The organism is Plantactinospora sp. CA-290183 (genome assembly GCF_050936375.1).
Lineage (GTDB): Bacteria > Actinomycetota > Actinomycetes > Mycobacteriales > Micromonosporaceae > Plantactinospora.
Genome location: NZ_JBNJMX010000013.1, coordinates 61,149 through 81,882, shown reverse-complemented (window position 1 = coordinate 81,882; position 20,734 = coordinate 61,149). Strand labels below are relative to the sequence as shown.

Below are 20,734 nucleotides of genomic sequence, written 5' to 3'. Positions count from 1 at the left end.
CTCATTTGAGAATGGGACATCTCTTTTGAGAATTTACATGGGATCATGTAGGTTCTCGTTGGTCTTGTCGTCGAGCAGCCGGCTGACCTGCGGCAACCGGCGTATTCTCAGCGGTTTGTCGGCCCGTCCTTCTCACCCATCTGTCACTTTCTTCGTAGGCATCGGATCGGTGCGGCACGACGCGGCATCGGGCGTTGCTCCGGCCCGGGGGTCGCGTCGCAGGTCCGCGGGCCGCTAATGCCGGGCGTAGCGCAGCCGGAACGGACACCAGTGGTCCCGTTCTTCCGGTCGGCGCCGTACTGCCGCTCCAGCCGTTCGACGAGCGCCGCGGTGGGCTTGACCACGCCGACCCCGATCTGGTTGGTCTTCGGGTCGACGCCGGTGTAGGACAGGTCGGCCCCGATGCCGCTCGGACCTTCAGTTGTGTGAAGGTGTTCGCTGCTGAGCGGACAGGGCCGCGGAGTCGGGAGCGGCGGTGTTGCCGGCGTCCGGCGCTACCATTTGGGTGGCGGCCACGGTGATGGCAGCGGCCCGCGAGGCAGCCGGACAGAAGCTTGCGCATTCGATGCGTCTCCTTTGGATCGTGGGGATTCGGTGTCCTCGATCCAATTAGTCGACGCCTTCAAGACGGCTTCAAGCCGTGAAGGCCAGATGCTCCACCCATACACAATTGGTAGCGCCCGGCGGGGGCCAGGCGCTACCAATGTCCTTGCGGTTAAGGAGTGAGTCGGGGGTAGAAGCGCAGGTTGTTGTACGCGTTTGTGGCCTTGGCGACGAAGGTCCGTGGCGCCGAAGCGCACTGTGGAGGGTCAGTCTGGGTGAAGTTGCCGGCCGAGATCGTCCCGATCAGGCGGTCGCGCGTCCATGCCGGGCCACCGCTGTCGCCGGGCAATGCACAGGCGCTGGTCTGGACCAAGTCGGTGACCGTGGTGATCTGACCGGTCTCCGGGTCCCGGATGTTGGCGGTGGCGCTGGGTAGGACCACCCCGCCGGTCCTGTTGCCCCCGCTGGTGTATCCGCGCAGGGTAACGAAGGTGTTCGTGGGATAGTCGGAGGAGGCGGCGTTGAAATTTATCCGGACGCAGTTTTCCGGCTGGGTGTACAGACAGTTCGTCGGGTAGTCATGGCCATACCAGCCGGTGTTCTCGTCCCAGGGGATGACCAGATGATCTGAGGTGCCCCCGTAGAGCCGCTCGCCCGGCGAGCCGAGCCACCCGCTCACCGGGAGGCCGCTGAAGTCGGTGGTCCCGTACGCGATCTCATTGCCGCTCCGGTTGAAGCAGTGTCCTGCGGTGAGGGTCGCCCGCTGCCCGCTCCGAGCGCTGCCGACAATGGTGGCCGTGCAGAGGTAGTAGCCACCATTGACTTCCTGCTGCAGGACGACACCGCCGCGGGTCGGGGCACAGTGCACACCGTTGCCGCTGCAGACGCCGACGGCCAGCGGCGCCACGCCGTCCTGCGTCGTGCCCACCGGGACTACCGGCTTGGACACCTTCAACTGGGTTGTGTTGTAGATCGGAGCCTGGACGACCCTGATCCGATCGGCGCCGTACTTCCGCTCCAGCCGTTCGACGAGCGCCGCAGTGGGCTTGACCACTCCGACCTCGATCTGGTTGGTCTTCGGGTCGGCGCCGGTGTAGGACAGGTCGGCCCCGATGCCGCTCGGGCCACTCAACTGCGCGAAGACAGTGTTGCTGAACGCGGACAGGGCCGCGGAGTCTGGAGCGGCGGCGTTGCCGGCAGCCGGCGCCACCACTTGCGTGGCGGCCACGGCGAAGGCAGCGGCCGCGAAGCAACCGGACAGAAGCTTGCGCATTCGATGCGTCTCCTTTGGATGGTCGGAAGTCGATGTCCTCGATCCAAACAGTCGACGTCTTCATTTCGACTTCAATACGTCCTCAAGCCGTGAAAGCCCAATGACTCGCTACGGCGGGTGAGGAGAGTCTTGCCGAGGGTTGACGTAGCTCGATGGCTGCGTGGGCGGCGGCCGCGCATTCCAGCGGGTAGGTCTGGCCGACCACGGCACGCAGCGTCCCACCGATCCGCGGCCTGGTCGGGCGACCGCTGCGCCGACCCCGCCACGTCTACGGCGACCGCGGCTACGACCCGGCCCCGGTCGACCGGGCTGGGACCGGTGTGATCCCCCCTTTGAGCGCCCGTAGGTGGGAGGAGTCGACCACGGCGTGGGCCAGGTCCAAGAGCCCGGCCGCGCGGAGTTCGGCCAGCAGGCTTTCGTGCAACCGCTGCCAGACGCCGGCGGCGTGCCATTCCTTCAACCGTCGCCAGCAGGTGGCGCCGGAGGCGCCGAACGCCGTGGTGGGCAGGTCGTTCCAGGGGATTCCGGTGCGTACCACGAACAGGATGCCCTCCAACGCCGCCGGTTGTCGGTACGACGCCGCCCGGGGAAGCGGTAGCGACGGGTGGGCGGCGGCCGAGTTACGCGTAGCGCGTCTGGTCGCGCAGGGATTGACCAACCGGGCGGTCGCCGGTCGCCTGGCGATCTCCCCGCACACAGTCGACACCCATCTGCGGCACGTGTTCGGGAAACTGGACGTCCGCGGCCGGGTGGAACTGACCCGCCACGTGATGTCGTACGACGGCAGCCAACTGACCGGATGACCAGAACCACCCGGTACGACGACCCCAGCGCGCGGGTCGTCGTACCGGGTGGTTGCCGTCTTGTGTCGCCGTCTTATCCAGCCGGCCCGAACCAGCGGGTGATCGCGCGGTCGAGGGTGATGGGATCGTCGTCGCGACCACGCGCGCTCCAGGCCACATACCCGTCGGGCCGCACCAGCAGGGCGTCGGTCCCGATCGATGACTCGGCGGTCGCCGTCACCACGGTCAACTGCTCCGGTCGCCCGGCTGCCACCGCCCCCAGGTCGGCACGGCCGGCGAGATCCAGCAGGAACGCCTTTCCCGCGTGCTGGAGCCGGGACACGCTGGTGATCCCGTCATCCGTCTTGAGCCGCAGGTCCGGCGCCAACTGGCCGGCAAGTGGCGCGTCCGGACAGCCCACGTCGTACGCGACGTCCATGCCGCTGATCATCCGGCTCAGGAATTCGTTCACCTGGTCCAGCCCCATCAACTCGCGGAACAGCTCACGCAACCAGTCGACCCGGGGGTCGGGCTGCATCAGCGCGACCTGTGCCCGCACGTTGTACAGCACCCTCGCGCCGATCGGGTGGCGCTCGGAGTGGTAACTGTCCAGCAGGCCGGGTGGCGCCCAGCCATGCACTGCCGCGGCCAGTTTCCAGCCCAGGTTCAGCGCGTCCTGCAAGCCGAGATTGACGCCCTGACCACCTGCCGGGAAGTGCACGTGCGCCGCGTCGCCGGCCAGGAACACGTTGCCCTTGCGGTACTGCTCGGCCTGCAACGCCGCATCGCCGAACCTGGCCAGCCAGCCCCCGTCGGTCATCGGCACATGACGACCGGCGAGGTAGTCGACGGTCTCGCTGAACTCCTCCAGCGTCAGCGGCTCGTCACGGTTCTCATGCGGGCCCCGGAAGTCGTAGGTGAAGATCCGGCTCGGCCCGTAGAGCGACGCCGAGACCATCGTCCAGCCACGGGAGTTGCGCTGCCAGCCCTGCGGAGCGTTGTACGGATCGAGAAGCCGCACCTCCCCCAGCATCGCGGCGACAGTTGCCTCGGTGCCGGTGAAGGCGATCTCGGCACTCTTACGGACGGGGCTGCGCGGACCGTCACAACCGACGACGTACCGCGCGGTGAAGCGGCCCTCCGCCGTCTGCACCGACACGCGGTCACCGTGATCGGTGAGGCTGAGGACCTCCTCGCCCCGGAAGACCTCGGCCCCCAGCGCCACGGCTTGTTCGGCGAAGATCTGCTCGGCGTACGCCTGCGGGCTGCCCACGATCGCCGGGCCCTCGTCGACGACCCTCGACAGGTCCAGGTCGAACATGCCGGCGAAGTGGAAAGGCACCGCGCCGCCACCTGACTGGTTCAGCGCGACCAGGTCCAGCAGCCCGCGCCGCTCGAGAACCTGAGCGGTGCGAGCGTGCAGGGTCCCCGCCTTGGACTTGCCGGTGGGCGCGGACAACGCCTCGAGCAGACCGACCCGGACGCCTTGTAGCGCCAGATCGGCGGTGAGCAGGGAGCCGACAGGGCCGGCTCCCACCACAATTACGTCGAAGTCATCAGCCATGTCAGTCCTTGCTGCCGGCCGTCACGGGCTCGAGCTCGTCCTCAGCCACCACGGCCGGCTTGGCGAACGCGAAGCTGGCCAGGATGCCGAGCACGATCCCGGCCGCCGCGATGTAGACCGCCAGCTGCAGCCCGTCGCCCAGCTTGTCCTGGAACGCGTCGCCGGTCAGACCACGGGTGCCGTTGTTGGCGACGGCGACCAGCACGGCGAGGCCGACAGCGGTGCCGACCTGCATGGCCGTCGAGGTCATCGCGGAGGCGACACCCTGCTCGTTGCCCGCCACACCGGACGCTGCCGCGATCCACATGCCAGTCCAGGTGATGCCCTGACCGATGCCGTAGAGCGCGATACCGGGAAGCACCTGGAGGAAGGAACCACCGGAGTTCATCCCGGCGGCGAGCACGGCGGTGCCGACGATGCCGATCGACATACCGAGGATGAGGATGATCCGCAGGCTCACCTTGCCGGCCATCCGGCCGCTAATCTGGGTTCCGACCGCGATCAGCACGGCCGGTACCAGGAAGACCAGGCCGGTCTGCAGGGCGTTGTAACCGTGGATGCTCTGGAAGAAGACGGTCAGGAAGTACGGCACGGTGCTGTAGGTCGCGCCGAAGACCAGCGCGATCGCCATCGCCGTGCTGAGGCTGCGGTTGGTGAACAGGCGCAACGGCATCAGCGGGTCGGCGCTGCGGCCCTCGATCACGGCGAAGGCCGAGAGCAGGACGACGGCGGCGAGGACGCAGCCGAGGATCTCGGGCGAGGCCCAGCCGGACTCGGGGCCCTGGACCAGGACGAGGACGACCAGGGTGATGCCGGCGGTGGCGGTGATGGCGCCGGGCAGGTCGAAGGTGCGGCCGTGCTCGCGGGCACCGTCGCGCGGGATCAGCGCGAGAGCGAGCAGGGCGGCGCCACCGGCGAGCGGGACGTTGACGAAGAACACCGAGGCCCAGCCGAAGGCACTCGTCAGCACACCGCCGAGGAGGGAACCGACGCACAGACCGCTCGCACCACAGGCACTCCAGACCGCCAGCGCACGGTTGCGCTCCTTGCCCTCCTGGAACAGCGTGTTCACCAGGGCCAGCGTCGCCGGGAACAGCAGCGCGCCGCCGAGACCCTGCACCGCGCGGACGCCGATCATGACGCCGTCGTTCGGGGCGAGGCCGCCGACCAGCGACGAGACCCCGTAGATGCTCAGCGCCAGCACGAACATCCGTCGCCGGCCGAGCAGGTCGGCAGCGCGGCCACCGAGCACGAGCAGACCACCGAAGGCCACGGCGTACGCGCTGATCACCCACTGCAGGGTCTGCGAGGTGAAGCCGAGAGCGTCACCGATCTCCGGCAGAGCCACGTAGACGATGTTGAAGTCGATGGTGATGATCAGCTGCGCGAACCCGAGCAGCAACAGGATTTGACCGAGCCGCCGGGGCGGTGCTGCGGTGATGGACATGAGACTCCCTGAAAATGGACGACTGTACGTGGATAGTCGTACTATGAGTCCATGCCACGTGTCAACCTGGCTACCGGAGTTCGTCCGTTCGATTGTCCGCGTACACTTCCGAATGTGCTTGAACCTCATCACCCCACCCGTGACCAGATCCGGCTCGAGGACGTCCTGGCCGCCCTCGGCAACCCGCTGCGGATGAAAGCGCTCCAGGTTCTCGCCGGCGGCGGCGAGTATCCGTGCGGCGCCATCGTCGAGGGAGTGTCCAAGTCGACGCTCACCCACCACTGGCGGGTGCTGCGCGAAAGTGGCGTGATCAACCAGCGCGCGTCCGGCAGGACACTGCTGCTGTCGCTGCGCCGCGAGGACCTCGACGCCCGGTTCCCGATGCTGCTCGACACGATCCTCGCGGCGCACCAGAAGCCGCCCGCCACCGAACCGCGGAACTGACCGATCTCACGTCAACCATATGTTTCGGAGCGGGCCCACGAATCGACCGGCCCGGAACGGCCGACGCACGCCGAGACGATCGGCGTCGCTGCGAGGGCGCAGGGGCCGGGAGCTTCAACAGCAGTACGGGCATGCGGGGCCGCGTATCACGCGGCCGCATGCGGGGCAGGCCCTGATGCCAGTCTCGGTCTCAGGCGCCTCGGCGTCATCGGTCGGCCCGGCGGCATCCAATTCCCTCCGCGCGGGCTTGGTGTAGACGCTCGGGTCGTCCACGGCACGCCACAGGGACTCGATCAGTTCGCCCTGACGTTCCTTCGCGCGCTCGAGCCCTTCTTCGAGGTGGTCGCGGTAAGCCGGGATCGCGAAGACATCGATGGTCCGCATCTTGCCGCCCTTGAGCTGTTCGCCCATCTCCCGCCACAGCGGGTCGGGGTGCGAGGCGAGCAGCTCGTACAGTTCGGCTTGGCGCTCGAACCCGGGTGGGGCCATCTGGGCTGGCCAGCGGTCCGCCCGAAGGTGAGTCACACCGGATACCCGCCGGGACAACACGTCCCACCGACACCGCCAGCTTCCGCGACACGACACGGACAGGCCCGCGACAAGGCGGTCGGGAAACAGCGGCCGGCAGGCAAGATCACGCCCACCCGAACCGCCGAGCACCCACCGAGCACCCACGCGTCCACAATGGACGCGAAAAAAGCTCTGGCCCGGCGGAAATCGCCAGGTCAGAGCCTTGATCGTTGGTGCGCCGCCAGGGACTCGAACCCCGAACCCGCGGATTAAGAGTCCGAGATCGGACGTGCCGGGCGGTGACGTCTGATGTCACCAGCGCCCGTTCTGGCTGCTCAGCGCGGGTCCGTCATGCCGGCCGATGCCGTCTTGATCGTGACCACTTCGGCGCGTCCGTGGCCAGTGTGTGACCAGTCATTCGGTGGGCTCGACGCCGGCCGCCCGGCATATCTGCCGTACCCGCTCACGGGTGTAGACGTTCTCGATCCGCTCCAGGATGTCGCGCTGGCGCATCCCACCTCGGGCGGCGGCCACGATCTGGTCGGCCAGCACCGGGCGGGCGTCGCGTACCGCTGCGTTCCCTTCCGCCAGATCGTCCTTGGCCTTCTGGACGGCCTTCTGTGCGGCTACCAGGGCGCGAGCTGCCTCGTTCAGCGGGTCGGTGGTCATGCTCGGGATCATCTCACGCTCACCTTGGCACAATCAAGGCGCACATTTGGCCAACTAGGGCTTGACGAGTTGCGCCAAATCCGCTTATCGTTTTTGGCATAGCAAGCGGGGCCGGCGGGAGGTGCAACTCCCGGTGATCCGGCCCCTAGACCGCCCCAGGAGGCGACCTGATGACCATCATCGCATCAGCCCCGGTCCCCAACGAGCACCGGAACCTTCCCGCCCAGCGCACCCCGAACGCCGCGCCTGCCTCGACGCAGATCGAGCTGGGCCGCAAGGCGTGGAACATGCTCGACCAGAAGCGCCCGGTGCCGGTCGTGGCGGACGACCTGAACGTCACGACGGACCAGATGCTCGACGCCATCGTGGCGATGCTGCGGGCCGACGCGCTGGCCAAGCTGGAGCGCCCGGTCTGCGCGCTCGTTCCGTGGTGCACGGTGAAGCACACCGCCGACGACCGGAACGTGCACGATCGCCGGGTGCTTCGCCTCACCGCGGTGGCCGGCGACGACTTCTACGAGACCCGGCTGCTCGTGATCTACCTGGAGATGCTGGGCCAGTCCAAGAGCCGCCTGCGCGCCCCGAGCGTGGCGTTCTCGATCCAGGAGGCCGGCGGCGAGCAGGTGTGGCTCAAGTTCTCGTTGGTGCAGGCCGAGCAGGTAGCCGACATGCTGACCGAGGGCGCCCGGCTGGCCCGGCTCGACGGGGGCCGTAGCGAGCACTGCTCGGTTCTGCCGTGGTGCACCCGCGACGACCACAACCCGGCCGAGATCCTCGACGACTGCCACCGGAACGAGCTGCTGGACTGGGACAACGTCCGGGCCGGCGACGTGACCGGCGAGCGCCGTTTCATCGAGATGGCGGTCCAGGCCGCCGGCTCGCCGGGCAACTTCGGCGACGAGCCGCCGAGCGTCTACGTCTACGCCGGCGACAACGCCCCCGACGGGCACCGCGACTCGGTGACCTTCAACCCCGACGAGGCCGACCAGGTCGCCGCCGCCCTGACCGAGTGCATCCGGCTGGCGAAGGCCGACGCCTGATGAGCACCCCGACGATTCCGACGCTCCCCGGCTGCGGCCGGGGGGCCTCGGCCCGGGTCGAGGTGTACTCGCCGAAGGGCGGCCGGGCCAACGGCTCGCTCATCGCGGTCGCGTACGCCTGCTCCGAGCACCTAGACGACATCGAGCAGACGATGACCGCCGCCGGGTCTTGCCGCCAGGGGGTGACCGACAACCTGGACGTACGGCCCGTCTGCGGCGGCCTGCTCTGGTTCGACGCGCCGACCTCGACAGCCGTTACGGCTGTGCAGGGTCTAAGCACTGCTGAGACCCCCAAGGGCACCCACAGTGCGGGTACCCCCTCAGCTGCGAAGCTTCCCGGTGCCGGGGACCTTCACCCGGCCTGGTGCGCTGCCCTCACCACTGCTGAGGGCACCTGTGCCGAGCGGGGTTGGCACGGCACCGGCTACATCGCCGCCGCCGGCCCGGACGACATGACGCTGGTCGAGGCCGAGGCGTTCGGCCAGTTCGACGACATGACCGGCCGGTGGGTCACCGAGATCATGCTCCGGCTCACCGAGCAGGACGTGACCACGACCTACGTGCTCTCGCTCGACCAGGGCCTCACGGTCGCCACCCTGCTGGCCGACCTGGTCGCCCGGGTCCGGGGCGGTGGTCAGTGATGGCGTGGGAAGACCGGACCCCCGAAGAGCAGGCCGACGCCGCCCGCGCCGCTGAGGCGTACGCCGCGACCGACGACGACCACACCTACGACGTCACCACCGCCAAAGGCACCCGACTGGTCGCCCACGGCATCAACTCCGCGCGGGTGCTGGCCGGCAAGGGCGGCACCTACCGCAGGAAGGACGGCCAGTGATGCGACGCGCCATCGACCGCCTCGTCTACCACACCGTGGCGCTGGCCACGATCCCCGCCATTTACGCGCTGGCCGTCAACCTCGGCGCGATCTCCGCTGGAGGCACCGCATGAACATCCCCCGTATCGCCTGGCACGTCGCGGTGTCCTCGGCCGCCTCCGGCCTGTGGCTGGCCGGCGTGAACCTGCCCGAGGGCACCCCCTCGCTCTGGCTCCAGACCGCCGCCGGGCTGCCTTGGCTGGTCGCCAGCGTCACGTACGCCACGGCGCACCGCCAGGACGTCCTGACCCGCCGCGAGCCCGTCCGCCCGGTCGAGGGTGACCACTTCACGCAGCTCGTCCGCCTCTACTCGCCCCGCGCTGTCGACGCCCGCCGCCCGCGTGCCGTCGCCACCTCGACCCGTCCCGCTTCTCGGAAGGAACTGGCCCGATGAACGACCTTCGTCAGCTCAAGCGCATCCGCGCCATGGTGCGTGTGGTGCTCATGCTCGGCGTGGCCGCCTCGGTGGCCGGCAACGTCCTGCACGCCCGGGACAGCCTCATCTCTCAGGTCATCTCGGCCTGGGCGCCGCTGGCCCTGCTGCTGACCGTCGACCTGGTGTCCCGGGTGCCGGTGCACACCAAGGGCCGCGCCTACACCCGGTGGGCGGCGACCGCGGTCATCGCCGGTATCGCCGCGTGGGTGTCGTACTGGCACATGGCGGCGGTGGCGTCGAAGTACGGCGAGACGGGCGGATCGCAGTACCTGCTCCCCCTGTCGGTCGATGGCCTGATCGTGGTGGCGTCGATCTGCCTCGTCGAGCTGGGCGGCCGGATCTCGGCGGTCACCCTGCCGGCGGGCGACCAGGCCACCGAGGCGGCCAGCACCGACCAGCCGTTCCCGGTGATGCCCGTCGTCACGCCGGCCACCGTGGCGGCCTGGTCGAGCGCCAGCGAGCCGGCCAAGCGCCGCGCCAAGCGGACCACCCCGAGGTCACTCACGAACGCCGAGAAGGTGGCCAAGGTGGCGGCCAAGATGCCGGACGCGACCAACGCCGAGGTGGCCAAGGCGGCGGGCGTCAGCGAGCGCACCGTCGTGCGCCACCGGCCGAAGCTGCCGACCGTGGCCGAAGCGGCGGCCAACCTCGGTGCGGACCCGGCGGTCGTGGCCGACCTGTACGCCGATCGCGGCTACGACACCGACGGCACTCCGACCGCGCCACCGTCCGGCCTCGACGCTGCGGAAACGCCCGTCAACGGCCAGCCCGTCGACCTCGCCGAGGTGTCCCGGTGAGCCGCCGCGAGATCCGCCACACCCGGCGGGAGAGCACCCGCCAGCGTCGCCAGGCCGAGCAGATCCGCCGGCGCCAGGCCGAGACCGGCTACTGGTCCACCTTCACCCTCGACGGACAGGAGACGCAGCGATGACCCGCACCTACACCGCGCCTGAGGTCTTCGAGGCCGCCAAGCGCGGCGAGTCGTGGGCCGACCCGGAGACCGACCCGACCCGCATCGACTGGGCCGAGCGGCAGGCCGCCGCGGTGATCCCGTTCGCGGTGGTCGACGGCCGCCCGGTCAGCCCCGGCCCGGCCACCGGCATCCGGTACGGCCGCAACGAGCTGGGCCACTGGGGCGAGCAGGTATGCGCCGACGCGGTCGTGACCCTGACCGGGCCGGCCGGACATCGGTGGCTGCTGCTGGTCGAGCGGACCGACGGCCACGGCTGGGCACTGCCTGGCGGGTACGTCGACCCGGGCGAGGATCCGCTGACGGCCGCTCGGCGGGAGCTGTGGGAGGAAACCGGCCTGGCCGCCGACGGGCGACGCTGGACGACGCTGCCGGGTCGGTACGTGCCCGATCCTCGGGGATCGGATGAGGCGTGGATGGTCACCGTGCCGTCCCGTGTCTATCTGGGATCTCCCCGGTTCGGGCGGTTCCCGGCCCTGGTGGCGCAGCCCGGCGAAACGAAGCGGGCCGAGTGGATCCGGACCGACGACTTCGACGGGCTGACCCGCTACCTGGCCGACGAGTTCCACGGCCGCGTCTTCCCGGCGCACGTCGACCTGCTTCGGGAGCTGTTCGGGGGTGGTCGGTGATGGTCGACCGGACCGCCGACGAGATCGCCACCGTCCGGGCCGAGCTGGGCCGCGTCGACAACAAGGCCGCACTACTTCTCGCCGTCGTCACGGCCGCCCTGGCTGGCGGGGTGACCCTGCTGGCCAGGGGCTTGCCGACGGTCAGCGCCGTGCTCGTCGTGCTGGCGCTGACCTCGGTGACCGTCGCCGGCTGGCTGCTGCTGAGCGCCGTACGGCCGAACCTGAACGGTAACCACGGCCTGGTCGGGTACGCCGCCACCGCGAACGCGGGCGACGTGGCCCGAATGGTCGAGGACACCGACCAGGCCGAGACGCTGCGGGCCCTGTCACGGCTGGCCGTGCGGAAGTACCGCCGGCAACAGCGGGCCGTCGACCTGCTCCGCACATCCCTGGTGCTCGCCGCCGCCGCGGTGGCACTGGCCGCCATCGCCTGACCCGCCGAGGTTCTCGGTGACGGCAACGAAAACCTCATCACCCGGCGGCACGCGGAGGCCGGCCAGATCGGACGGGCACGACGGAAGGAGCACGGCGTGAGCAAGAAGGTTCAGCGGGGCTCGCACAACGTCGCCGGAGACGGCGACCAGGTCGCGGTGCAGGTCGGCCAGATCAAGCCGGCCAGCGACCGGTCCGGCCGCGAGCAACCCGCCCCGGCGGGAGGCACCAGCACCAACGTCCGCAGCGATAACGCCACAGTCGGACGGCAGGAAGACGTGATCGAGGGTGGCCTGACCATCCGCCGCTGACCAGCAACAACGGGGACCGGCCAATATGCCTCGACAGCCCGGCCGGTCCCCGCTTCCCGAAGGAGAGCCCAGCATGGCAGACCACATCCAGCCGACCGACCAGGGCGCCACCGTGCCCGGACAGCGGCTGTCGGAGTACGACGCGGAGACCCACACGATCGAGGCCGTGCAGCTGGGCGGACCAGCCGACCCGCCGGACCGGTCGACCACCTTCGCCGAGGTCGTCGAGCGGTTCCCGGCCCGGCCGCCGATCGTGCCGGCGTGGGTGCGCAACCGCGACCAGCGCGTGCAGGTGTTCGTCGAGTCGGTGAAGCTGGTCGGGTACCTCGCGGGCAAGCACGCCTGGTACTCCCCGATGTACGCGGCCCTGCTCGCCCTCTGGGCGCCCGTGGGACTGCTCCGGGGTCTGGGCAAGGCCATCTGGTGGGCGCGTGCCGAAGAGGGCAACTGGCACCTCCGCCAGCAGGCCGCGAACGCGAACAAGCCCGAAGAGTGGCGCAAGCTCGACCACATCCGGGAACGACAGTCGTCCTGGCGCTGGTGGGTTCTGCTCGCCGGCCTGGTCGTGCTCGCCGCCGCCGTGGTGTGGGCGCTGTCGCCGCTGGCGCCCTGGTGGGCCCGGTGGGTCGGGCTGGCGATCGTCGTGCCCGTGCTGGCCCGTCTCGGCCGGCCGGCGGACAAGCCGATCCTCGTCCGGGTCACCGTCGGTCCGAAGTTCGTGAAGCTGACCGCTGAGATGGTCCGCAAGGCGGTCGTTGACCTCGGCGTGGGCGTGAAGGAGCTGAAGCAGGTCACGTTCCCGCCGCCCGGCATCCACCGCGACGGCGACGGCTGGTTGGCCCGCTTCGAGCTGCCCGGCGCCATCACCGCGGTCAAGGTGCTGGAGAAGCGCGACGGCCTGGCCGCGTCACTGCGTCTGCCCATCGACCAGGTGTGGCCCGAGGTCGGCCCGGACCACCCGGGGCAGGTGGACCTGTGGGTCGGCTACCAACCGGCCAGCAAGATGCCGGCGCCGAAGTGGGCGCTCGCGTCTCCCGCCGCCCGGACCAGCTTCTTCGAGCCGAACCCGTTCGCCACCGACAGCCGGCAGCGTCCGATCAACGCGACGCTGTTCGAGACGAACTACCTACTCGGCGGCCAGCCCGGGTCGGGCAAGACGTACGCGGCCCGGACCCTGCTGACCATCGGGATGCTCGACCCGACGTGCGAACTCAAGGTGGCCGAATTCAAGGGCACCGGCGACTTCCTCGACGTCGAGAGGCTGTGCTCGACGTACGTCGTCGGTGTCGATGACGAGGCGTTCGACCAGGGGCGGGCGTTGATCGCCTGGGTGTTGGCCGAGTGCGAGCGCCGCGGTAAGCGGATCCTCGCGGCCCGGCAGCGCGGCGAGGCACCGCAGGGGAAGATCACGCCTGAGCTGGCGAAGCGGAAGGGCTCCGGCCTGCACCCGATCCTGGTCCTGATCGACGAGGTGCACGAACTGTTCCTCGCCCGGCCGGAGACCGCCGACATGGCCGAGCGAGCGATCCGGCGCGGCCGGGCGCTGGGCATCACGATGGTGTTGGCCACCCAGATCCCCGACTCGTCCAGCGTGCCGCCGAACATCACCCGGTGCGTCGCGATCCGCTGGTGCCTCTCCGTCGGCGGGCAGGTCGAGAACGACATGATCCTCGGCACCGGCGCGCACAAGCGCGGGCTGACCGCCACGGTGTACCGGCCGAAGTTCGATGCCGGGTGGGGTGTGCTGGTCGGCCTGGAGAAGTCCGGCGCCGCCCGGTCGTACTTCCCCGACCCGGAGACCACCGCGGCCATCGTCGCTCGGGCCGCCGAGCTGCGCGGCACCATCGTCGGCGACTCCGGCGCGGTGAAGGCCGAGGCCCGGAACCTGCTCGCCGACGTCCGCTCGGTCCTTCGCAAGGGTGAGGCGGGCATGCCGTGGCAGCTGGTGGCCGAGCGGCTGGCTGAGCTGGCGCCTGAGTTCTACGTCGGCTACACCGCCGACATGGTCCGGGAAGCCATGGTTCGGTACGACATCCAATCGCAGGACGTGCCGAAGCCCGACGACCCCCGAGGCCGGGTCAAGGGCGTCCGCCGGACGGCGCTCGACGCCGCGCAGGACCGACTGGAGATCGAGCAGGAGTAGGTAGCGGGGCCGGTAGCGGGGCGGCACCGCGAAAGCGGATCCGCTACCACCCCGCTACCGGCCCTGACCTGCTGAAACACCCCGCAGTAGCGGGTAGCGGCACCCCCGGCAGACCCCCTGAAACCCCCGTCTGGAGGCCCTTCGTGACACCCCTGATCGTCGCTACCGCCGCCGTGGTGATCGCCGCCGGCTACGCCTTCTCGTGCTGGGTCTGGCCCATGCGGGACTGCTGGTGCTGCAAGGGCAACGGTCACCACCGGCCGGCCGGCGACCGCAAGACCCACAAGCGCGGGAAGGTGTCGCGGCCCTGCAGGTGGTGCCGGCAGACCGGCAAGCGGCTCCGGATCGGCCGCCGGGCGTGGAACCGGCTACGGCGACGGGCCCGAGAGGCACGCTAAGCCAGGCCGATGCCGCGGCGGCGCGCCGTGACTGTGCGCCCGTCGGCGAGCCGCACGAAGGCCCGGAGATCCTGGTACCTGACACCCCGCTCAGCGGAGGTCCCCTGAACGTCGTCGGTTGCCATCAGCCAGGACCCCTCGGACCCGGGTTCCAGCCGGTACGGCACCGGCGACGCCCACGCGACCGGCCGTAGCTGCACCACCGAGCCGCCATCAGGAGTCTGGAACCCCCAGCCGGTCACCGTGATCGGCGCCCTGCCCGTGTTGCGGGCGGTAACGCTGGTGAACCACTCGGCGCCGGTCGGGAACGCCGCGAGGGACTGCGCCACGGTCACGGTCACTACGGGGCCGCTACGCCTCCACGAGACCACCTGCCACAGCAGCGACGCAGCACTCATCACGATGGCGATGATCGACAGAACAACGGGAACGGCCATGCGTGGCATCGTGCCCTACCCCGCAAAACGCGGGTGTACCGTCCGAAGTGGCGGCCCGGGGTTACGGCCTGGGCCGCCACCACCCCAGCCGTAACCTGGGAGCACAACATGCCGCACTCGCCCATCGTCGACCCGCGATTCCCGGCGCGCCTGCGCGAGCTACGTACCGCCCGCGGCCTGTCCCTGCGGGAGTTGGCCCGCCGCACCTACTACGGCAAGAGCCAGCTACACGACCTCGAAATGTCCAGGTGCCGACCGACCGTCGATGCCGCCCGCCGGCTGGACGACGTTCTCCAGGCAGGCGGGACGCTCGCCGCGCTGGTTGTCGAAGCGCCGGCCGTGACCACTCCCGACGATGACCAGAGGTTCGCGTACGTGATCGCCCAACCCTCTCGGCTGGACGCTGCCACCGTGCGGACGCTCGCTGACACGCTGGCCGCGCAGCGCCGGCTAGACGACGTTCTGCCGGCCCCGGCGATGCTGCCGTGGTCCGTGCCGCAGTGGCGCACCGTCGAGAGCATCGCCGTGCAAGCACGTGGCCCGCATGCGGCCGAGCTGCACGAGGTTGTCGCCGAGTGGACCCAGTTCATCGGCTGGTTGCACGCCGAGGGCCGCGACGATGCCGAGGCGACGCGGGTGCTCATCGAGGCTGCCCGCCAGGCTGACGCCGTCGACAGCGGCCCGCTCGCGGCGCAGGTCGAGAACTTCCGGGGCTACCTGGAACGCCAGCGCGGCAACCCGCGCGGCATCGTCCGCCACTTCCTCGCCGCGTACCACACCCCCGGGGCGACCGCGCTCCAGCGAGTCGGCGACGCGGTCCAGGCGGCGCACGGGTACGCGCTGCTCGGCGACCCGGGTTCCGCCAGGCGCCTACTCGGCGAGGCGAGCGACCTCACCGAGACGGCGGCGGCCGAGACCGCGCCGGCCGCCGCCTACTGGCTGACGCCGACGTTCTCCCGGATGGGCATCGGTCTGACGTACCTGGCGCTCGGCGACCAGGCCGCCGCCGAGGACAACCTACGTGCTGGGTTGGACAGCCTGCCCGAGGACCAGCGGGACGCCGAGTGGACGCTGGAGTACCGAGAGGCGCTGTCTGGCGGCGACAGCTGACGCTGGTTGTCCGGATCATCGGACAGCGCACCGGACAGGTCGCGGACGCAGACAGGCTGTATCTCACCAGGTCGAACGGGCAACGCTGCGAGCAGGGCGCGCGCTGGGCGGATGTACGACCGCCCGCAACCCGAGCGCCCGGCCGGCCCGGGGCAGACCTTCCCCCGGATCCCGCCCCGGGCCGGCGCCGGCTCAGGTTGAGAGTGCCGCTCGGCGATCCGGGATCCCGGGCGGCACGGGGCGGAGGGGGCGATGCTGACGCGAGTACGCCGGTGGATCCAGCGCCGCGCACGGGTGCGGGACTTCCGGCACGACGGCCGCCGATGGGTACGCGTGAGCGGACCGGAGCGATGATGCCCGAGGGACCGCCCGGCCTGGCCATCGATTGGGCATGGGCGTCGCTACGGACCCATGCCGACGGTCACGCCTGCATCGGCTGCCGGGGCTACTGGTGCCCCACGGCCGAATGGGCGCTGTGGGTCGCCGTCTCCGACCAGCTGGTCGACGGCGACGACCGGCGCCAGGCGGTCACCGTCGTCGCGCGGCAGGTGTTGCGTGCGCACTGGCCGCGCACCGTGGACGGATGCCGTCCCTGCGGGCTACCGAACTGCGAACGGGCCCGGCTCGCCGGCGGGTGGTTGGACGCGATCGGCGACCCGTACGTCCCGCCGACGACGACGATCCTGCGCCCAACGACCACACCGACAGATGACGACCTGCGGCGCATCACCGAGATGGACTGACCCACGACACGCCGCTACTCGTCACCCTTCCGTACCGGTCGTCGCACCGGCCGGTCGTCACACCGCGCGCCGTACTGCTCGACGCACGTCTTTCCCTGCCGGTAGCAGCCGTTCTCCTGGCACCACGCCCGCCGGGCCTCTTCCAGCCGGGGCCGGTTCGACAGCAGGACCGGAGTGGTGATCGGGGCACTATCCGGCACCCCGCCGACGTGTCGCAGCCCGGCCGATGTGCTGTGTAGCCACGCGGGGGCGACGACCTTTCGTCCCTCCGGCCGCGGGGGCTTGCGACGCCTAGCCACGGTCGACCACCCGCCCGGGTGGGTAGAACGTGGTCCAGTAGTGGCGGCCGTTCTCCTCGCACCACTGCTTCCGGGCCTTCCTCCAACGCCCCCAGCCCTGGATGTTCCGCCACGATGCCGCCTCGCGGGCCGGCACGTAGTCCGGCACCGGCTCGGTGTCGTCGACGAACTGACCCTCCCAGCGGAGCAGGTGCGCCGGCGGATCGCCGGTGGTCGCCCGAACGGACGCGCTACGACGCCGGGCCATGGCCGGTCACCTCCCTCGCGTACTCGTTGCGGACCGCCCGCGGCGGCGGGGTCAGGTCCCGGGAGCGCCACCACCACCAGTACGACCGGTCATGCTCGACCCGCCAGGCGTGCCGGGCCCGCGACCATTCGCTGTGAGCTCGCACCTGACGCCACATCCGGGTGCCCAACCCCCAACCCGGCGGCGGAGTCGAGTTGTCGCACCAGGCGTCCGCGTCGGCCAACCTGGACGGGCGCGCCCGCAGCTCCGCCGGCATCACCAGTTCACCGCGCTGAACCGGCTGCGCTCTACGCCGCGCCATGTCGCTTCCACCACCAGTACGACGGGTCGTGTTGCGACCGCCACTCATGCTCGGCCAGCATCCAAGAACGCATCGCAGCCAGCTCGCGGTCGGGCGCCGGACCCGGCTCTACCCACCGGGCAACCTCGTCGGCCGTCCGTGGTGGGTGTCGAAGCTCCGGCGGGAGAACCACCGCGACCGCCTTGACTGGTACTGCTCTACGCCGCGCCACCGCTGGCCGCCTTCTTCGTCGCCTGCCGGTCTCGCCACCGCTGCTGAGCGGCCCGCTGAGCCCGCTTCTGCTTCTGGGTCATCCCCGCGTCCTCATCGCCGGCCGGCAAGGACAGCGCGTCGATCAGCCGGGTCAACGTCTCGCGGTGCCGGCGGACCTCCATCAGCAGCGGGTTCGCCACCGGCTGGCCCTGGGAGCCCTTCACGGTCATGTCCGCCCCGTCGAGGGCCTTCCGGAGAGTCCCCAGCTCGTCGGCGGTCCGGCACGCCTCCCACAGCGAGCCCAACTCACCCGGGCCGAGCGTGAAGCCGCCGACCACGTCGGACCACAGCCGCCGGCCGGCGTCGCCGAGGTCATCCGGTGGATCGGGGGGCGGGTCTTCCTCTTCGTCGCCCGGATTGGGCTCGTCGGCCTGCGGGCCGAGCACCTTACCCATGTCACCCTCCGTCACGGAGCTGTTTTTGACCTTGGAAAATCATCGGGGCGGGCATAACGCGAACAGGGAGCGCCCTCCCCGTCGGTACAGGTCAATGGGGGTGGGGGCGGGGTGTCCCCCCATGCGCCTCTGACCATCACTGTCCGCCACCCCTCGCGCCGGTCACTCTGTGTTGTCATCGTGCGTTCCATCCGCCGGGTTGGTGCTGAGCCGTGGCCTTCCCATGGCACGAGGCACACAGTGGACGTAGCCGGTGGTCCGCGTCGGGGTCGGCCACACCCTGCTCAACCAGGTCACGCCGGCTGGTCGGGTGGTGGTCGGCCACGGTCGCGGCGGCCGAGCACAGCGCGCACCGTGGGAAGCGGGCGAGGAACGCCGCGCGGCGCCTGGCCCATGCGCTGCCGTAGCCGCGCTGTGCCGGTGTGCCTCGCCGCTGCTCAGCCTCACGCCGATGCCCGGCGCACCGGCCGCCCGAGGTCAACTCGGGACAGCCGGGCGCCGGACAGACGCTCATTGCCCTACGTCGGGGCATGGTCAGGCCGCCGTGGGTCCGTTGGGCTGGTCGCTGATCGGCGTGATGCCCATGTTCCGGAGTCGGGCGGCGGCCCGCTCCTGCTTGGTGGTCGGCTCGGGCCTCATCTCGGGCCAGCCACGCTGACGGAGCGCCGTGTTCACCTGCTCGCGGGTGGTTGTTGCCGCCTTGGGCTGGGCGGTGCTCTTGGACGCTCGGGCCGCCGCCCGCCACTCCCGGAGCCTGCTCTCGGCGGCAAGCCTTTCGGGCCGGGTGCCGAAGCGGGCCAGCGCGGACAGCCGGCCGCGGTTCATTCCGGTGTTGCTCATCGCGTTGATCTCTGCGACGCGGTCTGACATGGGATTTCTCCTCAGAAGAAGATGACGCGCTTGTGCTTCTCCGTCGCTGTCGCGATGGCGGCGGCCCGCTCCTGCGGGGTGCGGACCTTGCCGTCGCGGCGTAGCTCGTCCTCGGCCATGCGCCGGGCCTCGGCCTCGGCGTACTGCTCACCGAACGCCTGCTTGGCCTGGTCGATGGTGGGCACCCACGGCTTCACGGCGGGATCGGTGGCCAGCCAGCGCAGGCTGCGCACCGTCGGCTTGATCTCCAACGGGTTGCCGGCGGGGTGGTCCCACGGCGGGGTAGCACTGCCGTCCCGATCCCGCACGTACGCGAACCACTCCGGCCACACGGCGTCGAGGTTGGCGAGGCGTCCCGCGATGGCGACGAACCGCAGCGGGTCCACCGACCGAGGGCCGGGTCTGCCGGCCGGCATCTCGACCTGCCCGCGTCCGAACCGTGCCTGCACGAGCGCGTCCTGGGCGGCCCGAATCTGGGTGTAGGTGTCGACCAGGACGATCATGTCGCCGCCGTCCCGGACCTGGGCGAGCAGTTCGACCAGCCGCCGGTGCAGGTCGGTGAAGCCGATGTCAGCGGTCTGGTACACGTAGCCGCCGGCCCTCGCGCGGTCCGCCACCGATCGCCACACGTCCGGCCCGACCTGGTCGGCGGGCAGGGCAGCGACTTCGTCGTCACCGCGGTGGATCTGAGTGGCCAGGGTGTCCGCCGTGCCGATGTCGGCGATGCGGCGTCGGGCTGCGGGGAGCTGGTCTGTCGTCGTCATGGTTGTTGTTCCTCTCGTCGGGTGGTTCAGGCGTTGACGGCGGTCAGGCCGGCGAGTCGCCGGATACGTGCCTGTTGGTCCCTCTGGTGCTCGGCGTCGTGCCGCTGCAACTCCGCACGTAGGGCGGAGACGGAAGCCGCGAGGGTGCTGCGCGTGCCGCTGGCTGCCTGCGCGTCGAGTCGCGCGGCGGTGAGGTTGGTCGTGGCCCGACGCGCCTGCCCGTGCGCGTCGATTACGGCCTGCTCCGCCCGTTTGGCGGCATCCGCCGTCGCCGCGGTGCGCGGGGCGGCTGCATCCAGTTGCGCCTGCGCCGCGTCGATACGCAGGCGCAGGAGCTGCCCGCGGGCCTCCCCGAGCTGCCCGGGAAGGGTGACCTCGGCGGTGCCGCGTAGCTTCATCACCTGGTCGACGTCGCCCGCCGCAACCGCCTGCTCCAGGTCGCGGCCAACCTGGGCAACCTGTCGTTCAAGGTCGGCCACCCGCTGCTCCGCGGCGGCCAGCTCGTCGGCCCGGTCGAACGGATGCAGGGCCGCATCGACAGCGGCGGCGACAGCGTGCACCCCGCTGAGGGTCATACGTTGAGCGAACTCGGCGTTCTCCCGGGCCGCGTGCTTCCAGTACGACCGGATCAGGTCGGCCGTCGCGTTGAGCACCTCGGCTAGGAGGCCGCCGGGGGTGCCCGGGGTCAGCGCCTCGATCAGGCGGTCCGTGGGATTCTGCAGATCGACCGGGGGTCCGGCGATGTACGCCCGGACAGCGGCCAGATAGTTGTCGGCGGCGGCCTGCGCTGCCGTGTCGGTGTCGGTCACGTGCTGGTCCTTCCGTTGGTGGCCCGGGTCGGGCCGGTGGTT

The 20,734-nt window shown here is 70.5% G+C and carries 27 protein-coding genes and 1 tRNA gene; 14 read left to right on the top strand and 14 right to left on the bottom strand.

Translation table 11 applies throughout. The features are described from left to right. Positions 1-715: 715 nt before the first annotated feature. Together ACQEUR_RS18870 and ACQEUR_RS18865 are read right to left on the bottom strand one after the other, a co-directional pair. Entirely contained in the window at positions 716-1,816 is a 1,101-nt protein-coding gene (locus ACQEUR_RS18870; protein WP_433032705.1) for a trypsin-like serine protease, read from the bottom strand. Positions 1,817-2,099: 283 nt separating this feature from the next. Then, entirely contained in the window at positions 2,100-2,372 is a 273-nt protein-coding gene (locus ACQEUR_RS18865; RefSeq protein ID WP_433032702.1) for a transposase, read from the bottom strand. Between ACQEUR_RS18865 and ACQEUR_RS18860 the strand changes: the two genes are divergently transcribed. Beyond that, the gene (locus ACQEUR_RS18860) at positions 2,362-2,619 is read left to right on the top strand and encodes a helix-turn-helix domain-containing protein (RefSeq protein WP_433032699.1); all 258 of its coding nucleotides are present in this window, start codon (positions 2,362-2,364) and stop codon (positions 2,617-2,619) included. The two genes, ACQEUR_RS18865 and ACQEUR_RS18860, sit on opposite strands and share 11 nt — an antisense overlap. Before the next feature lie 73 nt (positions 2,620-2,692). Here ACQEUR_RS18860 and ACQEUR_RS18855 read toward each other — a convergent pair whose 3' ends face one another. Further along, positions 2,693-4,162 carry an FAD-dependent monooxygenase gene (locus ACQEUR_RS18855; protein WP_433032696.1) on the bottom strand — a complete coding sequence of 490 codons (1,470 nt, stop codon included), beginning with the start codon at positions 4,160-4,162 and terminating at the stop codon, positions 2,693-2,695. Position 4,163: 1 nt separating this feature from the next. After that, complete coding sequence (locus tag ACQEUR_RS18850) at positions 4,164-5,609, bottom strand: MFS transporter (RefSeq protein WP_433032693.1); 1,446 nt, start codon at positions 5,607-5,609, stop codon at positions 4,164-4,166. 114 nt (positions 5,610-5,723) lie between these two features. On the opposite strand from ACQEUR_RS18850, the gene ACQEUR_RS18845 reads away from it, so the two are divergent. Then, positions 5,724-6,053: an ArsR/SmtB family transcription factor gene (locus ACQEUR_RS18845; RefSeq protein ID WP_433032690.1), complete on the top strand. Its 330-nt coding sequence runs from the start codon at positions 5,724-5,726 to the stop codon at positions 6,051-6,053. Between the two features lie 114 nt (positions 6,054-6,167). Here ACQEUR_RS18845 and ACQEUR_RS18840 read toward each other — a convergent pair whose 3' ends face one another. The 3 genes from ACQEUR_RS18840 to ACQEUR_RS18830 all read right to left on the bottom strand — a co-directional run bounded on the left by ACQEUR_RS18840 (position 6,168) and on the right by ACQEUR_RS18830 (position 7,244). Further along, positions 6,168-6,542, bottom strand: coding sequence for a hypothetical protein (locus ACQEUR_RS18840; protein WP_433032687.1), 375 nt, complete (start codon positions 6,540-6,542; stop codon positions 6,168-6,170). Between the two features lie 252 nt (positions 6,543-6,794). After that, positions 6,795-6,885, bottom strand: a tRNA-Lys gene (locus ACQEUR_RS18835). A 92-nt stretch (positions 6,886-6,977) separates the two neighbouring features. Continuing rightward, a complete protein-coding gene (locus tag ACQEUR_RS18830; protein WP_433032683.1) occupies positions 6,978-7,244 on the bottom strand; it encodes a hypothetical protein in 267 nt (88 codons plus the stop codon). 158 nt (positions 7,245-7,402) lie between these two features. Between ACQEUR_RS18830 and ACQEUR_RS18825 the strand changes: the two genes are divergently transcribed. The 10 genes from ACQEUR_RS18825 (at position 7,403) to ACQEUR_RS18780 (ending at position 14,067) form a co-directional block, all read left to right on the top strand. Further along, positions 7,403-8,272, top strand: a complete 870-nt coding sequence (locus tag ACQEUR_RS18825; protein ID WP_433032681.1) for a hypothetical protein — start codon at positions 7,403-7,405, stop codon at positions 8,270-8,272. Next, a complete protein-coding gene (locus ACQEUR_RS18820; RefSeq protein ID WP_433032678.1) occupies positions 8,272-8,913 on the top strand; it encodes a hypothetical protein in 642 nt (213 codons plus the stop codon). The genes ACQEUR_RS18825 and ACQEUR_RS18820 overlap by 1 nt, the downstream gene beginning before the upstream one ends. Beyond that, a complete protein-coding gene (locus ACQEUR_RS18815) occupies positions 8,913-9,107 on the top strand; it encodes a hypothetical protein (protein WP_433032675.1) in 195 nt (64 codons plus the stop codon). The genes ACQEUR_RS18820 and ACQEUR_RS18815 overlap by 1 nt, the downstream gene beginning before the upstream one ends. Before the next feature lie 109 nt (positions 9,108-9,216). Then, positions 9,217-9,540, top strand: a complete 324-nt coding sequence (locus ACQEUR_RS18810; RefSeq protein ID WP_433032673.1) for a hypothetical protein — start codon at positions 9,217-9,219, stop codon at positions 9,538-9,540. Then, on the top strand, positions 9,537-10,379 hold the full coding sequence (locus tag ACQEUR_RS18805) for a DUF2637 domain-containing protein (RefSeq protein WP_433032670.1): 843 nt from the start codon (positions 9,537-9,539) through the stop codon (positions 10,377-10,379). The genes ACQEUR_RS18810 and ACQEUR_RS18805 overlap by 4 nt, the downstream gene beginning before the upstream one ends. Beyond that, positions 10,376-10,513, top strand: coding sequence for a hypothetical protein (locus tag ACQEUR_RS18800; RefSeq protein ID WP_433032667.1), 138 nt, complete (start codon positions 10,376-10,378; stop codon positions 10,511-10,513). The genes ACQEUR_RS18805 and ACQEUR_RS18800 overlap by 4 nt, the downstream gene beginning before the upstream one ends. After that, on the top strand, positions 10,510-11,181 hold the full coding sequence (locus tag ACQEUR_RS18795; protein WP_433032664.1) for an NUDIX domain-containing protein: 672 nt from the start codon (positions 10,510-10,512) through the stop codon (positions 11,179-11,181). The genes ACQEUR_RS18800 and ACQEUR_RS18795 overlap by 4 nt, the downstream gene beginning before the upstream one ends. Next, complete coding sequence (locus tag ACQEUR_RS18790) at positions 11,181-11,615, top strand: Pycsar system effector family protein (protein ID WP_433032661.1); 435 nt, start codon at positions 11,181-11,183, stop codon at positions 11,613-11,615. Before ACQEUR_RS18795 ends, ACQEUR_RS18790 begins: the two co-directional genes overlap by 1 nt. A gap of 96 nt (positions 11,616-11,711) precedes the next feature. Further along, on the top strand, positions 11,712-11,924 hold the full coding sequence (locus tag ACQEUR_RS18785; protein ID WP_433032658.1) for a hypothetical protein: 213 nt from the start codon (positions 11,712-11,714) through the stop codon (positions 11,922-11,924). Positions 11,925-11,997: 73 nt separating this feature from the next. Further along, positions 11,998-14,067 carry an FtsK/SpoIIIE domain-containing protein gene (locus tag ACQEUR_RS18780; protein ID WP_433032655.1) on the top strand — a complete coding sequence of 690 codons (2,070 nt, stop codon included), beginning with the start codon at positions 11,998-12,000 and terminating at the stop codon, positions 14,065-14,067. A gap of 394 nt (positions 14,068-14,461) precedes the next feature. On the opposite strand, the gene ACQEUR_RS18775 is transcribed toward ACQEUR_RS18780, so the two are convergent. Then, positions 14,462-14,911, bottom strand: coding sequence for a hypothetical protein (locus ACQEUR_RS18775; RefSeq protein ID WP_433032652.1), 450 nt, complete (start codon positions 14,909-14,911; stop codon positions 14,462-14,464). Positions 14,912-15,010: 99 nt separating this feature from the next. Here ACQEUR_RS18775 and ACQEUR_RS18770 point away from each other — a divergent pair, with 99 nt between their 5' ends. Together ACQEUR_RS18770 and ACQEUR_RS18765 are read left to right on the top strand one after the other, a co-directional pair. Beyond that, the gene (locus ACQEUR_RS18770; protein WP_433032649.1) at positions 15,011-16,012 is read left to right on the top strand and encodes a helix-turn-helix domain-containing protein; all 1,002 of its coding nucleotides are present in this window, start codon (positions 15,011-15,013) and stop codon (positions 16,010-16,012) included. 353 nt (positions 16,013-16,365) lie between these two features. Further along, positions 16,366-16,755, top strand: a complete 390-nt coding sequence (locus tag ACQEUR_RS18765; protein ID WP_433032646.1) for a hypothetical protein — start codon at positions 16,366-16,368, stop codon at positions 16,753-16,755. A gap of 291 nt (positions 16,756-17,046) precedes the next feature. Here the strand turns inward: ACQEUR_RS18765 and ACQEUR_RS18760 are convergent, their stop codons facing one another. The 6 genes from ACQEUR_RS18760 to ACQEUR_RS18735 all read right to left on the bottom strand — a co-directional run bounded on the left by ACQEUR_RS18760 (position 17,047) and on the right by ACQEUR_RS18735 (position 20,692). Beyond that, entirely contained in the window at positions 17,047-17,301 is a 255-nt protein-coding gene (locus ACQEUR_RS18760; protein ID WP_433032643.1) for a hypothetical protein, read from the bottom strand. Then, positions 17,285-17,602: a hypothetical protein gene (locus ACQEUR_RS18755; RefSeq protein WP_433032640.1), complete on the bottom strand. Its 318-nt coding sequence runs from the start codon at positions 17,600-17,602 to the stop codon at positions 17,285-17,287. The genes ACQEUR_RS18760 and ACQEUR_RS18755 overlap by 17 nt, the downstream gene beginning before the upstream one ends. A gap of 197 nt (positions 17,603-17,799) precedes the next feature. Continuing rightward, the gene (locus tag ACQEUR_RS18750) at positions 17,800-18,249 is read right to left on the bottom strand and encodes a hypothetical protein (protein ID WP_433032637.1); all 450 of its coding nucleotides are present in this window, start codon (positions 18,247-18,249) and stop codon (positions 17,800-17,802) included. Positions 18,250-18,783: 534 nt separating this feature from the next. After that, a complete protein-coding gene (locus ACQEUR_RS18745) occupies positions 18,784-19,119 on the bottom strand; it encodes a hypothetical protein (RefSeq protein ID WP_433032634.1) in 336 nt (111 codons plus the stop codon). A gap of 11 nt (positions 19,120-19,130) precedes the next feature. Continuing rightward, positions 19,131-19,883, bottom strand: a complete 753-nt coding sequence (locus ACQEUR_RS18740; RefSeq protein ID WP_433032631.1) for a hypothetical protein — start codon at positions 19,881-19,883, stop codon at positions 19,131-19,133. Positions 19,884-19,909: 26 nt separating this feature from the next. Then, positions 19,910-20,692 (bottom strand): hypothetical protein, encoded by a 783-nt coding sequence (locus ACQEUR_RS18735; RefSeq protein WP_433032628.1) that lies wholly within the window; start codon positions 20,690-20,692, stop codon positions 19,910-19,912. Positions 20,693-20,734 lie beyond the last annotated feature (42 nt).

Coding starts and splice junctions, on each gene's coding strand:
- ACQEUR_RS18870 (WP_433032705.1), bottom strand. CDS start 1,816: ATGCGCAAGCTTCTGTCCGGTTGCTTCGCGGCCGCTGCCTTCGCCGTG.
- ACQEUR_RS18860 (WP_433032699.1), top strand. CDS start 2,362: ATGCCCTCCAACGCCGCCGGTTGTCGGTACGACGCCGCCCGGGGAAGC.
- ACQEUR_RS18855 (WP_433032696.1), bottom strand. CDS start 4,162: ATGGCTGATGACTTCGACGTAATTGTGGTGGGAGCCGGCCCTGTCGGC.
- ACQEUR_RS18850 (WP_433032693.1), bottom strand. CDS start 5,609: ATGTCCATCACCGCAGCACCGCCCCGGCGGCTCGGTCAAATCCTGTTG.
- ACQEUR_RS18840 (WP_433032687.1), bottom strand. CDS start 6,542: ATGGCCCCACCCGGGTTCGAGCGCCAAGCCGAACTGTACGAGCTGCTC.
- ACQEUR_RS18830 (WP_433032683.1), bottom strand. CDS start 7,244: ATGATCCCGAGCATGACCACCGACCCGCTGAACGAGGCAGCTCGCGCC.
- ACQEUR_RS18825 (WP_433032681.1), top strand. CDS start 7,403: ATGACCATCATCGCATCAGCCCCGGTCCCCAACGAGCACCGGAACCTT.
- ACQEUR_RS18820 (WP_433032678.1), top strand. CDS start 8,272: ATGAGCACCCCGACGATTCCGACGCTCCCCGGCTGCGGCCGGGGGGCC.
- ACQEUR_RS18815 (WP_433032675.1), top strand. CDS start 8,913: ATGGCGTGGGAAGACCGGACCCCCGAAGAGCAGGCCGACGCCGCCCGC.
- ACQEUR_RS18810 (WP_433032673.1), top strand. CDS start 9,217: ATGAACATCCCCCGTATCGCCTGGCACGTCGCGGTGTCCTCGGCCGCC.
- ACQEUR_RS18805 (WP_433032670.1), top strand. CDS start 9,537: ATGAACGACCTTCGTCAGCTCAAGCGCATCCGCGCCATGGTGCGTGTG.
- ACQEUR_RS18795 (WP_433032664.1), top strand. CDS start 10,510: ATGACCCGCACCTACACCGCGCCTGAGGTCTTCGAGGCCGCCAAGCGC.
- ACQEUR_RS18790 (WP_433032661.1), top strand. CDS start 11,181: ATGGTCGACCGGACCGCCGACGAGATCGCCACCGTCCGGGCCGAGCTG.
- ACQEUR_RS18780 (WP_433032655.1), top strand. CDS start 11,998: ATGGCAGACCACATCCAGCCGACCGACCAGGGCGCCACCGTGCCCGGA.
- ACQEUR_RS18775 (WP_433032652.1), bottom strand. CDS start 14,911: ATGCCACGCATGGCCGTTCCCGTTGTTCTGTCGATCATCGCCATCGTG.
- ACQEUR_RS18770 (WP_433032649.1), top strand. CDS start 15,011: ATGCCGCACTCGCCCATCGTCGACCCGCGATTCCCGGCGCGCCTGCGC.
- ACQEUR_RS18765 (WP_433032646.1), top strand. CDS start 16,366: ATGCCCGAGGGACCGCCCGGCCTGGCCATCGATTGGGCATGGGCGTCG.
- ACQEUR_RS18760 (WP_433032643.1), bottom strand. CDS start 17,301: ATGGCCCGGCGTCGTAGCGCGTCCGTTCGGGCGACCACCGGCGATCCG.
- ACQEUR_RS18755 (WP_433032640.1), bottom strand. CDS start 17,602: ATGGCGCGGCGTAGAGCGCAGCCGGTTCAGCGCGGTGAACTGGTGATG.
- ACQEUR_RS18750 (WP_433032637.1), bottom strand. CDS start 18,249: ATGGGTAAGGTGCTCGGCCCGCAGGCCGACGAGCCCAATCCGGGCGAC.
- ACQEUR_RS18745 (WP_433032634.1), bottom strand. CDS start 19,119: ATGTCAGACCGCGTCGCAGAGATCAACGCGATGAGCAACACCGGAATG.
- ACQEUR_RS18740 (WP_433032631.1), bottom strand. CDS start 19,883: ATGACGACGACAGACCAGCTCCCCGCAGCCCGACGCCGCATCGCCGAC.